Annotated in this window: 9 protein-coding genes and 2 tRNA genes; 8 read left to right on the top strand and 3 right to left on the bottom strand. The window is 56.7% G+C overall.

The features are described 5' to 3' along the window. Nucleotides 1-44 precede the first annotated feature (44 nt). From EGY08_RS13975 to cyaY, 4 genes are all read left to right on the top strand, one after another. Nucleotides 45-1691, top strand: coding sequence for an amidohydrolase (locus EGY08_RS13975; RefSeq protein ID WP_004127450.1), 1647 nt, complete (start codon nucleotides 45-47; stop codon nucleotides 1689-1691). A gap of 203 nt (nucleotides 1692-1894) precedes the next feature. Beyond that, nucleotides 1895-3571, top strand: a complete 1677-nt coding sequence (locus tag EGY08_RS13980; protein WP_004127447.1) for an MFS transporter — start codon at nucleotides 1895-1897, stop codon at nucleotides 3569-3571. Between the two features lie 86 nt (nucleotides 3572-3657). After that, a complete protein-coding gene (locus tag EGY08_RS13985; RefSeq protein ID WP_123828595.1) occupies nucleotides 3658-5241 on the top strand; it encodes an MFS transporter in 1584 nt (527 codons plus the stop codon). Between the two features lie 44 nt (nucleotides 5242-5285). Then, nucleotides 5286-5606, top strand: coding sequence for an iron donor protein CyaY (gene cyaY, locus EGY08_RS13990; protein ID WP_004097546.1), 321 nt, complete (start codon nucleotides 5286-5288; stop codon nucleotides 5604-5606). 80 nt (nucleotides 5607-5686) lie between these two features. Here the strand turns inward: cyaY and cyaA are convergent, their stop codons facing one another. Continuing rightward, nucleotides 5687-8236: a class I adenylate cyclase gene (gene cyaA / locus EGY08_RS13995; RefSeq protein ID WP_032741996.1), complete on the bottom strand. Its 2550-nt coding sequence runs from the start codon at nucleotides 8234-8236 to the stop codon at nucleotides 5687-5689. Nucleotides 8237-8582: 346 nt separating this feature from the next. On the opposite strand from cyaA, the gene hemC reads away from it, so the two are divergent. The 4 genes from hemC to hemY are packed head-to-tail and all read left to right on the top strand — an operon-like array spanning nucleotide 8583 to nucleotide 12673. Next, nucleotides 8583-9524: a hydroxymethylbilane synthase gene (gene hemC / locus EGY08_RS14000; protein WP_032741995.1), complete on the top strand. Its 942-nt coding sequence runs from the start codon at nucleotides 8583-8585 to the stop codon at nucleotides 9522-9524. After that, nucleotides 9521-10261, top strand: a complete 741-nt coding sequence (hemD, locus tag EGY08_RS14005; protein ID WP_004127436.1) for a uroporphyrinogen-III synthase — start codon at nucleotides 9521-9523, stop codon at nucleotides 10259-10261. The genes hemC and hemD overlap by 4 nt, the downstream gene beginning before the upstream one ends. A 21-nt stretch (nucleotides 10262-10282) precedes the next feature. After that, nucleotides 10283-11473, top strand: a complete 1191-nt coding sequence (hemX, locus tag EGY08_RS14010; protein WP_004127433.1) for a uroporphyrinogen-III C-methyltransferase — start codon at nucleotides 10283-10285, stop codon at nucleotides 11471-11473. 3 nt (nucleotides 11474-11476) lie between these two features. After that, entirely contained in the window at nucleotides 11477-12673 is a 1197-nt protein-coding gene (hemY, locus tag EGY08_RS14015; RefSeq protein ID WP_004127430.1) for a protoheme IX biogenesis protein HemY, read from the top strand. Between the two features lie 583 nt (nucleotides 12674-13256). Here hemY and EGY08_RS14020 read toward each other — a convergent pair. Together EGY08_RS14020 and EGY08_RS14025 are read right to left on the bottom strand one after the other, a co-directional pair. Then, nucleotides 13257-13333: transfer RNA gene (locus EGY08_RS14020), tRNA-Pro, on the bottom strand. Nucleotides 13334-13378: 45 nt separating this feature from the next. Continuing rightward, nucleotides 13379-13465: transfer RNA gene (locus EGY08_RS14025), tRNA-Leu, on the bottom strand. Between the last annotated feature and the right edge of the window lie 15 nt (nucleotides 13466-13480).

The raw sequence follows: 13480 nt of genomic DNA on the forward strand, positions 1-13480 counted from the left end.
GATGCCTTTCATCGCTCTCTGAACCCTGAATGATTGAGCCTACTATGTCAGCATCAGAAATCACGATTTTTGCCGCAAAAAAAATCATTACGATGTGTCCGAACCGCCCGGAAACCACCCATGTCGCGGTGCGCGGCGACCGTATTTTAGGTACCGGCACGCTTGAAGAACTCACTGGCTTCGGCGAATACCAGCTGGACGAGACCTTTGCCGACAAAGTGTTAATGCCCGGCCTGATTGAAGCCCACTCCCACGTCACCGGCGGCGGCATGTGGCAGTTCCCCTATGTGGGTTACTACGATCGCCCGGACCATACCGGTAAAATCTGGCAAGGCTGCCGCTCATTCGACGACGTCGTCAGCGCGCTGCAGGCGGTTGAACGTGAGATGACCGATCCACACGCGCCGCTGATCGCATGGGGCGTCGATCCTATTTATTTCGGCAGCGAAAAGCTGGGACGCGAACATCTGGACCGTGTCTCAACCACCCGTCCGGTCGCCGTTATCCATATGAGCATTCACCTGATGGGCGCCAATACCGCTGCGCTGCACGACTGCGGAATATTTGACGACTGCCAGATTGAAGGGGTGGTGAAAAATCAGGACGGTACGCTGCACGGTGAGCTGGTGGAATTCGCCGCCATGGGGCCAATCCTGAATAAATATGGTTTCTGGGATGAGCTCACCACCGAAATCGCCATCGCCAATTTTGGCCAGGAAGCGTTTCGCGCAGGCTGCACCAGCGCTGCCGATATGGGCCTGACCGATTTCAGCAACCCCGAGCTGATGACCAACTACATCCGCATGACCCGTGAAGAGGATTTCCCGATTCGCCTGCTGGTAGCCTACGGTCCTCCGTTCGTGAAGAAACCCTTTCAGGAAGCGCTGGATTTCGCGCCGGACGTGATGCGTCACGGGCACGAAAAAATGCACTTCGGCCCGATGAAAATCTTCCTCGATGGTTCTATCCAGGGCGGTTCAGGAAGAATGCTGGAGCCCTTCTATTATCTCGATGGTCACAACGGCGCGTGGAACGCTACACCGGAAGAGGTGGAGCAGCAGGTCTACGACATTATGTCCCGCGGCTACCAGGTTCACTGCCACTGTAACGGCGACGAGGCTTCGGAAGCGTTCATTAAAGCCGTCGAGAAAACCCTGAATCGTATTCCGGCAGTTAACCACCGCGCGGTAATGCAGCACGCGCAAATGCTGCGTGAAGACCAGTTCAAACGCATCAAAGAAATGGGGATGTGCGTGAACTTTTTCAGCAATCACGTCTATTACTGGGGCGATCAGCACTACAGCAAAACCATGGGCCCGGAGCGCGCGATGCGTATGGATGCCTGCGGCAGCGCAGTGCGTCACGGTATTCCTTTCGCCTTCCACAGCGATTGCGGTATCACCCCCATCAACCCGCTGTTCACCGGCTGGTGCGCGGTTAACCGTCTGACGGCATCCGGGCGCGTGCTGGGCGAAGCGGAGAAAATCTCCGTCGATCAAGCACTGCACGCGATGACACTCGGCGCAGCGTGGACCATGAAAATGGATCATCTGATCGGCAGCATCGAATGCGGTAAATACGCCGACTTCACCGTGCTGGAAGAGGATCCGCAGGCCATCGAGCCGATTCAGCTCAAAGATGTGAAGGTCTGGGGCACCGTGCTGGGCGGTAAGAAACAGCAAATCCAGTAATCCTGTTGCGAACATTATCCACCCGGCGTCGTCGTCGGGCGGATAGCTATTACACAAAATCATTCACGTTGCATCAAGGCGGCACTTAGAGAGTCCCCTGGCGCTTACGACAGTAAGTGACTGGGGTAAACGCAGGCAGCCAACACAGAGGCAGCTTGAAGGATGATGTGTAGATTGCCTGAAATTAACCACAGAACACTATCATGACGACAAATTCAGTAATTAACTCTCCCGGCATGTCGCGCAACGCGGCCGCCGATACGGCGATGAAATGGTTGCCGCTTCTGGTACTGTGCCTCGCCCAGCTCTCGACATCCGGCGATAATGCCACGCTGAGCATCGCTACCGGCGCGTTGGTCAGCGACCTGCACGCCTCAATGGATCTCATCAGCATCGCCAACGCGATGTACTCGCTGGCCGCGGGGTCTCTGATGGTCGCCGCCGGAATGGCCGGGCTTATCGTGGGCTGGAAGAAAACCTTCCGCATCGGCTGCGCGCTGCTGTTTCTCGCCGAACTGACCGCTTATTTCTCACCGAACATGCTGGTCTTCACCTACGGCGCCCGTCTGCTTTCCGGTATTGGCGGAAGCTTTATGATCCCGTCGGTGCTGGGGCTTATCGCCAGTAACTACAAAGGCCGCCAGCAGGCGATCGCCTTTGGCGCTATCGGCGCAGCTAGCGGCGTCTCCTTCGCCGCCGGCCCGTTGATTTGCGGCCTGCTGGTTGACCACCTCGGCTGGCGCGCCGCGTTTGCCGCTATCGCCGGCCTGTGCATCGTCATCTTCAGCGGCTCCTTCCTGGTCCCTACGCCGGCAAAACCTGAACGCAAAGTGGTGTTCGATCTGCCCGGCGTCGTCCTGACCGTCATCGGCCTGTTCAGCGTGATCCTCGGCTTCCTGAAAGTATCAAGCTGGGGTCTGTTTACGCCGTTTAACGCGCCGTTCACCGTTATGGGCCTTAGCCCGGCGCCGTTCCTCGTCCTGTTTGGTCTGATCGTGCTGGCGATTATGCTGAAGTGGGAGCGCCATCGCGAAGCCACCACCGGCAGCGCGCTGATCCCGCTGTCGTTCCTCGCAACGCCGCAGGTGCGTAACGGTCTCTATCTGACGGCGTTTATCTTCCTCGCCTACGGTTCCGGTATTTTCGTGACCGTGAGCTTCGTGCAGGTAGTTGCCGGACTGAACGGTATTGAAACCGGCCTGCTCATTCTGCCGTTTGCGCTGGGCGTCGTGGTCTTTTCGCTGGGGCTGCCGATCGTCTGGAAAAACGCGAATCCGAAACGGATGTGCCAGAGCGCGCTGCTCATCGGCACGCTGGGCTCCGTGTTGTGCATCTTCGGCTTCGGCCCGTCTGATTTCAGCATGATCGTGCCGGTAGGGATGTGTCTGATTGGCGTCAGTATGGGCATCGTTTCCGCCTATTCCAGCTATATTGTTACCAGCGCCCTGCCGGCGCGCGATGCACAGCAGTCGGGCGGCGTGCAGGCGACTTCGCGTAACGTCGGCCAGGCAATCGGCGTGGCGGTTTGCGGTATGGTGATGCTGACGGCGATCACCATGACAGTGCAGGATATGGCGAGCCACGACGCTTCGCTGAGCCAGGATACACAGCAAAAAGTGGCGAATATCTCCGTCATTCCTTATCTCAGCGATACCGGCTTCTCAAAGCTAATGCTGGATCAAGGCGTGAATCAAAAGGATGTGACGGAACTCAACCAGGTCTATAAAACCGCCCGCCTGAAAGCTACGCGAGCGGGCATGGTCGCCACCGCGGTCATGACGCTGCTGTTTTTATTCGGGACGCGCAATCTCCCCGTCCGCGCCAAAGGGTCTGACGACGCAGCAGGAGAAGAGCCGCGTGCTAAGAAGTCGAAAATCTGAGTTAAGATCAAAAGATAACTAACAATAACGCGCCCCTCCCGCGAGGAAGGGCGCGTTTTGTCGTTTCTATCAAAAAGGAACAATCTGTGACCACCAACCCTACACCGACAAACTGGTTACCTTTGATTGTCTTGTGCTGTGCACAGTTTCTGGCCTCCGCCGATAACGTGACGTTGAGTATCGCCACGCAGGCGCTAATGAACGACCTGCACGCGACGCTTGGACAGGTCAGTACGGCGAATACCTTGTATCCGTTGATTGCGGGCACGTTTATGGTGGCGGGCGGAATGCTGGGGTGTATCTGGGGTTGGCGGATGCTGTTTCGCATCGGATGCCTGATTTTTATCCTCGCCGAAATCTGCGCCTTTTTTTCGCCATCGATCACGCTCTTCACCTGGGGCGCGCGTCTGACCGCCGGGATAGGCGGTAGCCTGATGATCCCCGCCGTTTTTGGCCTGATCTCTGCCCTGTATCAGCAGCGACGACGGGTTGCCGCTTTTGGCGCGCTTGGCGCCTCCAGCGGCATTTCATTCGCCTGCGGGCCCATTCTATGCGGATATTTACTGGACCACGTCGGCTGGCGCATCGCGTTTGCCTCGCTGGGCCTGCTGGCGCTGCTTATTCTCATCTGTTCTGTCATCATCCCGGTATCAGAAAACAAACGCGCCGCTATCCCCTTCGATACCCCGGGTTTCCTGTTAGGCACCCTGGGGCTGTTTCTGACCATTTTCGGCATTCTGCGCATCCCGGTCTGGGGACTGATTATGCCTTTCGACGCCGCAGTGAGCATTCTCGGCCTGAGCCCCGCCCCTTTCGTCATCCTGTGCGGCCTGATTGTGCTGGTGATGATGCTGCGCTGGGAACGTCATTTTGAAGCCGCCACCGGCCACGCTCTGCTGCCCGCGGTTTTCCTGAAAACCCGCCTGGTGCGCCACGGGCTCTATCTCACGGGTTGGATATTTTTTGCCTACAGTTCGGCTATTTTTACCGTGGTGAGTTTTGTGCAGATTGTTAAAAGCGTATCGGCGATGGAAACAGGGCTGCTGATACTCCCTTTTGCGATCTGTCTCGCCGCCTGTTCTCTGGGTTTACCGCTGCTCATTCAGCAGCGAAACCCTCGCCGCCAGTGCCAGATGGGACTGGCTGAGGGAATCGCCGGCGCTCTGGTTGCCGCCGCGGCGCTGCACGTGACGGGATTTACCCCTGTACTGATGGCGTCAGGGCTCTGTTTAATCGGCGCGGGGATGGGCACCATCGCGACCAATGCCCCGATACTGGTCACCACGGGCGCAGGGAATCGGCACGCCGAACAGTCCGGCGGCGTTCAGGCCGCCTCGCGCGATATCGGGCAAGCATTAGGAATGGCGTTAATCAGTACCGTCATGCTAACGGTATTGACCTTCATGATGAAATATCAGGTACAGCACGATGTGGCAATCAGCCTGGCCGCCCGACAGGCCATCGGCCATCTCACGTTTATCCCGTGGACGAGCGATCGAACTTTTCATCAGCTTATCCAGACACAAAGCCTGGCGACCGATGATATTTATAGCATTCTGCAGCATTATCAACAGAGCCGGATGGAAAGCGCGCGCTATGGGCTGCTGGCGATGGCCATCGTGACGTCTCTACTGCTTATCCGCCTTCGCCATCTGCCGAAGTCATCGTAGATTGCGCTATACTGCCGCCACGATCAAAAAAGCGGGAAAGAACCATGAACGACAGTGAATTCCATCGCCTGGCCGATACCCTGTGGATGACCATCGAAGAGCGTCTCGACGACTGGGATGGCGACAGCGATATCGACTGTGAAATCAACGGCGGCGTGCTGACTATCAGCTTTGAAAACGGCAGCAAAATTATTATCAACCGCCAGGAGCCGCTGCACCAGGTATGGCTGGCGACAAAACAAGGCGGCTACCATTTCGACTTGAAAGGCGACGAGTGGGTATGCGACCGCAGCGGCGAAACGTTCTGGGATCTGCTGGAACAGGCGGCGACCGCGCAGGCCGGTGAAGCGGTGAGTTTTCGCTAAGCGCGCGTGATTCGAGTTCCCCGGATTGCGGCTGGCGCCTTATCCGGGCTACATAACCCTATGCCGCACGCTACCCTTTCTCAGGAGTAGTGCTGCAGCATTGGCGACGTTGCGGCATCCTGACCGGCTGAAGCGGTGGCGGCGGCAATCACCTGGCTGCGGAACGGGATCACCTGTTCGCGACCGTCGACGTCGACGATTTGATAAAACTGCGGCAGGTTAAAGTTGATAAAGCTGGAGCCGTAGGTAAAGCGGTCATGCGATGAAGAGTAGAAGCGGCTGACGTCGCGCACCAGCTCCTCTTTGCTGCCCTCACAGTGGTGATACACCTCGGCGCGGTTGCTCTCATCAAGAATATAGATGTTAAATCCGTTATCGTTATCCGCATCTTCAAAGAAGAACTGAATGATCCCTTCGCTGGCAAAACCATCCACCACCTGCGGCAGCCTGACGTGGTTGGTCTCCACCTGCACCGACAGGCCGTGCAGTTTGTTATGCGAAATCGCGCCGTAGAATTCGATGGCGTTTTCCAGCTTCTGTACCGAGACGTTAAGGCGCTCGAAAAACAACCCCCAGGTCTGCCCGGATACGCGCAGCGCTTTAAAGCGGCCGGTATCCTGACGGGTGCTGGAGAGGCGTAGCTCAACGCATTCAGAAACCAGCTGCTGCACGCGAGTGCGGATCAGGCCGCGCAAATGCTGGCTATAGCAGAAGACCTCCACGCTATCCGGCGGCGCGGCGTCCTGATGCATCTTGCCGAGAATGGTTTTCAGCGCTTCGATCATCGCCTGCTCGCCGTTAAAATGCAGCGTTCGCACCTCGTTCCACGAGTTGCGGTACAGCAGATCGATGCTGCCAATCAGGCATTTTTGCTCTTCGCCGAAGCTAAAAACATCGAGCTTACGGAAGTCAAAATGCACCACCTGATTGCGGAAGGCCGCCGTCGGATCATATTCGAGATTGACGATAATCGCCAGGTGGCGAATTTCGCACGGGCTATACAGCGCTTTCGGCGTCGGGGACGGCAGGCGCAACGGGAAGTGGTGCGCCACATCGGCCACCATCTCCTGCAGTTTAGCCAGATCGACAATGCCGTTGCCCTTAATAAACAGGCGAGTGCGTGACGTCAGCAGGCCGTTAAACCAGGCCCAGGCCACCAGCTTATTAAGATAACGGTTATATTCCAGCGGCTGGTGGCTGATGATCGACTCCATATCCGGCGCGCGGTTATAGACATACCAGCCGGTACGGTTGGCACGGCCGGGCGGCACATGGATAAAGGTCAGATTCGGCTCAGACAGATCCGGCGAAATTTGCGGGTTAACCAGGGTCACTTTCCCCGGCAGCGCTTCAAAGGCGGCGTACAGCTTACGCGTCAGCACGCCAATATCCTGCGGACTGGCGGAAACGCTCAGGTTGTTGCGACGCGCAAAGCGAATCAGGTTGCGATAGCTCTGCATCATCGCATCAAGCAGCTCGTTATGCGCTTTACGGACTTCGTCAATCTTCCAGTTGGCCCGGTTATCGAGCATCATCAGACGCTTTTCATCCCAGCCCCACTCTTTAACCAGGTGGCTGACGACTTCACGGCGCCAGCCGACGCAGGCACGCTCGCGGCTCAGCTTCTCGCACACTTTTAAATAGAAACATCGACGCACCAGATCGAGGCGCGTTTCATCCTCGATAGCCTGCAGATAGAGCGTGACGCGCTCCAGCATCATGCAGTAAGGGTCGAGGCCAAACGATACGATTTCACCGTCATGCAAGCGCTGCTTGATATCTTTCGCCAGCAGACGGTTGTTGGGGTACTCCCAGGAGTACGCTTCCAGCAGCAGCGTCTTCAGCACCGCTTTATAGGGCGAGTCGATGCTTTTATACAGCTGCCACAGGCTGGCGCCGAAGTACTCTTCCGCCGAGAGGGAGCTCAGACCGCCGAGATCCAGCCATTCGTTCGGCGTCAGCACGCCCTGCGCGTAGAGGCTCATCACGTAATCATCGTAATGCTCTTCTTCCTCGCACGGCACCATATTCCACAGAATACGCTTCCCGGCAAGGCGCACCGCGGTGCGGTAAAACTCATCCAGTAGCAGGATATGCTGGGTCGAACCGCAGTCTTCACCGCCCAGGCTGCCGCTTTCGTTGTGGCGGAAGCGGTTTTCGTCGATCAGGAAGAAGCTCACTTCAACGCCCAACGACGCAGCCCAGCTTTCCAGCAGGCTGCATTTTCGCTGCAGCAGCTGGCGCTCTTCGCTATCCAGCCACGACTGATGGCAAACCCAGATATCAAGGTCGGAAGAACAGCTTTGCCCAACGGAAGAAGTACTGCCCATGGAGTAAAGGCCAGTGATGGGCAGCTCGCCTTTCGGCGGTTCCTGGGTCAGCATTCCACGATTGAGTTCAAGCTCGTCAAGGTAGTGGCGTTGGGTTTCATCAGGCGTGTAGAGGCAAATGCCACGGGGAACGTTACCGTCAAGGTAACCCGGCATCAGCGGGTGATGATAATGTAGTAATGTCGGCAGTAGACTGTAAACCTGCTGGAAAGCGGGTCCCATGGCAGCAAGGGCGCGATCCACGCGCAATTGGTTGATGGCATCCAGTCTCTGTTTCAGTGTCTCAATATAGAGGTACAAGACATATCGCCTGATGTTCAAAAACCCGACGTACAATAGTACGGAGAGTTTCAGTATTTCAACAAAAACCGTCACCATTCGTCGTCGGTGTGGTTGTGATGAGCTGCTGACTGACAAATGGTTTAAAACGTGATCAATCTAACACCTTGCGGATTGACCGTAAAGAAAGATGCGCTACATACAAGTGTAGCACCCTTTACTACGTGTAAATTCTTCACTACGTTTGCGGCAACCCGCAAACGCATGAAAGGCTAAAATGATGGCCGCGACCCTTACCCCCACAAAACTAACATCCCTAAGACAACAATGTTAGGATGGTTAGTGGTCGACTATGACGGTAACAAGCATGTTAGACAAAGTTTTGAGAATTGCCACACGGCAAAGCCCGCTTGCGCTATGGCAGGCACATTATGTGAAAGAGCGTCTGGAAGACTGTCATCCGGGGCTTTCTGTTGAACTGGTGCCGATGGTCACCCGCGGCGACGTGATCCTTGATACGCCCCTTGCAAAAGTGGGCGGCAAGGGTCTCTTTGTGAAAGAGTTAGAGCTGGCCATGCTGGAAGGCCGCGCCGATATTGCCGTCCATTCCATGAAAGACGTGCCGGTGGAATTTCCCGCTGGACTAGGGCTGGTGACCATTTGTGAACGAGAAGATCCGCGCGATGCGTTTGTCTCGAACCACTACGCTTCCATTGATGAACTGCCGCACGGCAGCGTCGTTGGCACATCAAGTTTACGTCGCCAGTGTCAGCTGGCCGCAGCGCGGCCGGATCTCACCATCCGCTCCCTGCGCGGCAACGTTGGCACTCGTTTAAGCAAGCTCGATAGCGGCGAGTACGACGCGATCATTCTTGCCGCCGCGGGGCTTAAGCGCCTGAACCTTGAGGCACGTATTCGTCAACCGCTGACGCCGGAGCAATCTCTGCCCGCCGTCGGCCAGGGCGCGGTCGGCATTGAGTGTCGCCTTGACGACGAATGGACCAAAGCGCTGCTGGCCCCACTGAACCATACGGAAACGGCCATACGCGTACGCGCTGAACGGGCGATGAACACCCGGCTTGAAGGCGGTTGCCAGGTGCCTATCGGTAGCTATGCCGAACTGATCGACGGTGAGCTATGGCTGCGCGCGCTGGTTGGCGCACCGGATGGCTCGCACACGGTACGCGGCGAGCGGCGCGGTCGTCCGGAAGATGCCGAAACGCTGGGTGTCTCCCTTGCCGAAGAACTTCTGGATAACGGCGCGCGCGACATTCTCGCCGTCGTTTACGCAGGAGAAGCGCCACGATGAGCATTCTGGTTACCCGTCCGCTGCCGCAAGGCGAAGAGTTAGTCAGCCGCCTGCGCGCGCTGGGACGCGTGGCCTGGAGCTTTCCGCTCATCGAGTTTACCCCGGGTCGACAGCTCCCTGAGCTGAGCGCCCAGTTGGCAAGCCTGGCGGCGGGCGATTTACTCTTCGCGCTATCACAGCATGCCGTTGAGTTTGCCCACGCTCGCCTCCAGCAGCAGGGGCTGCGCTGGCCCACGGCGCCCGACTATTTTGCCATTGGCCGCACCACCGCGCTGGCCCTGCATAAAGTCAGCAATCGACAAGTTCGCTACCCGTTAGATCGGGAAATCAGCGAAGTCTTGCTACAATTACCTGAATTACAAAACATTGCGGGGAAAAAAGCGCTCATCCTGCGCGGCAACGGCGGGCGAGAATTACTCGGCGACACGCTTCGCGAACGCGGTGCCGATGTCACGTTTTGTGAATGTTATCAACGTAGTGCGAGGCACTATGATGGCGCAGAAGAAGCAATGCGCTGGCAGTCCCGCGGGGTTTCAACGCTGGTCATTACCAGCGGCGAGATGCTGCAGCAGCTCTGGGCGCTAATACCACAGTGGTATCGCGAACGTTGGCTCCTGAGCTGTCGCATTTTAGTTGTCAGTGAACGTCTGGCCGAACAGGCCAGGGAATTGGGCTGGCAGGATATCCAGGTTGCCGATAGCGCCGACAACGATGCGCTGCTACGCGCATTACAATAACTCTCAACATTGGAAGCCATAATGACGGAACAACAGAATCAATCCGCCGTGGTTGAAGAGACCAGGGAGGCCGTGGACACAACGCCACAGCCAGAAAATAACGTAGAAAAGAAAAACGGCGGCAGTAAAACCAGCCTCGCTCTGAGCGCCATAGCTATCGCTATCGCCCTCGCCGCTGGCATAGGTCTTTATGGCCTGACGAAGACCCAGGCGACCCGCCAGAGCGAAGCCAGCGCCGGGCTATCCAGCCAGATCGCCGCGCTGCAAAAAGCGCAGGAAAATCAAAAAAGCGAGCTTGAAAGCATCATTAAGCAGCAGACCGAGCAGCTGACGCAAGCACAGCGTCAGCAGGATGCTCTGGCGAAGAAGCTGGAAGAAGTGCAGGAGAAGGTCGCGGTCATTTCCGGCAGCGACGCAAAAACCTGGCTGCTCGCGCAGGCTGATTTCCTCGTGAAACTGGCCGGACGTAAGCTGTGGGGCGATCAGGATGTGACGACCGCCGCCGCGCTGCTGAAAAGCGCCGACGCCAGCCTCGCCGACATGAACGATCCAAGCCTGATTAGCGCCCGTCGCGCCATCACCGACGATATCGCCTCGCTCTCCGCCGTAAGTCAGGTGGACTATGACGGCATCATTCTGAAGGTTAACCAGCTCGCCAACCAGATCGATAATTTACGCCTGGCGGACAATAACGACGATGACACCCCGATGGATTCCGATAGCGATGAGCTATCCAGCTCCATTAGCGAGTGGCGGGTAAACCTGCAAAAAAGCTGGCAGAACTTTATGGACAGCTTTATTACCGTTCGCCGCCGCGATGAGACCGCCGTACCGCTGCTGGCGCCAAACCAGGACGTCTACCTGCGCGAAAACATTCGCTCGCGTCTGCTGGTCGCGGCGCAGGCCGTTCCGCGCCATCAAGAAGAGACCTACAAACAGGCGCTGGATAACGTCTCAACCTGGGTTCGCGCCTACTACGATACTGAAGACGCCACCACTAAAGCCTTCCTTGAGGATGTGGATAAGCTCAGCCAGCAAAGCATCACCATGAACGTACCAGAGAGCCTGCAGAGCCAGTCGCTGCTTGAGAAACTGATGCAAACGCGGGTACGTAATCTGATGGCGCAGCCGGCTGAAACCCAGACCAGCGTTCCGGCTCCCGCGCCGGCACCTGCTGCCCACGCGCCAACGCCTGCGCCACAAGGAGAGTAACGCATGTTGAAAATTCTCTTACTCTTCGCGCTGCTGCTTGCCGGAATCGTTGTTGGCCCGATGATCGCCGGTCATCAGGGCTACGTCCTGATCCAGACCGATAACTACAACATTGAAACCAGCGTCACCGGGCTAGCGATCATCATGATCCTCACCATGGTGGTGCTGTTTGCCATTGAGTGGCTGCTGCGGCGCATTTTCCGCACCGGCGCCCATACCCGCGGCTGGTTCGTGGGCCGTAAACGTCGTCGCGCCCGTAAGCAAACTGAGCAGGCGCTGCTGAAGCTGGCGGAAGGCGACTATCAGCAGGTTGAGAAGCTGATGGCGAAAAATGCCGATCACGCTGAGCAGCCGGTTGTGAATTACCTGCTGGCGGCGGAAGCCGCGCAGCAGCGAGGGGATGAAGCCCGCGCCAACCAGCATCTGGAGCGCGCAACTGAGCTCGCCGGCGATGACCTGATTCCTGTCGAAATTACCCGCGTACGCCTGCAGTTGGCGCGTAATGAAAACCACGCCGCCCGCCACGGTATCGACAAGCTGCTGGAGATCACGCCGCGTCATCCGGAGGTTCTGCGCCTAGCCGAGCAGGCCTACATTCGTACCGGAGCCTGGAATTCGCTGCTGGATATCATTCCGTCAATGGCGAAAGCTAACGTCAGCGATGAAGAGCACCGCGCCGAACTGGAACAGCTGGCGTGGATTGGTCTGATGGATAAAACCCTGGCCGACGGCGGCAGCGAAGGTTTGCGCGAATGGTGGAAAAACCAGAACCGTAAAACCCGCAGCCAGGTGGCGCTACAGGTGGCAATGGCGAATCGCCTTATCGAAAGCGACGACCATGATACCGCACAGCAGATTATTATTGATGGTCTGAAAAAGCACTACGACGACCGTCTGGTCATGCCGATCCCGCGGCTGAAAACCAATAATCCGGAACAGCTGGAAAAAGTGCTACGTCAGCAGATTAAAACGGTCGGCGACCGCCCGCTGCTGTGGAGTACGCTGGGACAATCGCTCATGCGCCACGGCGAGTGGCAGGAAGCCAGCATTGCGTTCCGCGCTGCGCTCAAGCAGCGCCCGGATGCGTTTGATTACGCGTGGCTGGCCGATACCCTCGACCGCCTGCATCAGCCGGAAGAAGCGGCGACGATGCGTCGCGACGGCCTGCTGTTAACCCTGCAAAACAACCCGCAGCAATAATGCGATTCTCGCCTCCGCCGGGGGCGAGAATATCTTCCCTTCCCGCCTGAACGCTTTCCGAGCCCTGAAAAGAAAAAAACGCCTGCTCTGAAACCAGGGCAGGCGTTAAAACAGGTCTGTTTGACAACAAATTGGGTGCTTCACTCAACGTAGTGTCCATGGTGTTTGATGAGGCTATATGCTTCATCCTTCACGCTGTCTCTTCGTTGGCTGCACACTCTCCCTAAATCACTTACCTTTGTAAGCGCCTGGGGATTCCCGTGCTGGCCGTCTCGACACATCATGAATGATTTAGCATATAAAATGCGACATCTGTCAGTGGACGATAAGCACCGTAAAACGGCTCTGCATCATTCCTGAGTTTATGAGGCGCTAAGGCGAACATAAGAGATGGAATGAGCATCTACCCGGTTATTATCGCACAGGATCTGTAGAAAATGCATCTACCCGAACAGGGAATTGGGACTATTCTGGAGAATAAATTGTAATGTGATTAGCGGAATATTGTTTTCGATATCAGGAAGATAAGATTTTTTTTGCAAAATCAAAAAACAAAAAACCCCGCCGAAGCGGGGTTCAAAATTGGTCGGCGAGAGAGGATTCGAACCTCCGACCCACTGGTCCCAAACCAGTTGCGCTACCAAGCTGCGCTACTCGCCGATGTACTGCTTTTTTGAATTTTTAGTTCAATTCTTTATAAAGTCGTGGTGCGAGGGGGGGGACTTGAACCCCCACGTCCGTAAGAACACTAACACCTGAAGCTAGCGCGTCTACCAATTCCGCCACCTTCGCAATATCACAACTTTC

Source organism: Klebsiella sp. FDAARGOS_511 (assembly GCF_003812845.1).
Classification (GTDB): Bacteria; Pseudomonadota; Gammaproteobacteria; order Enterobacterales; family Enterobacteriaceae; genus Klebsiella; species Klebsiella grimontii.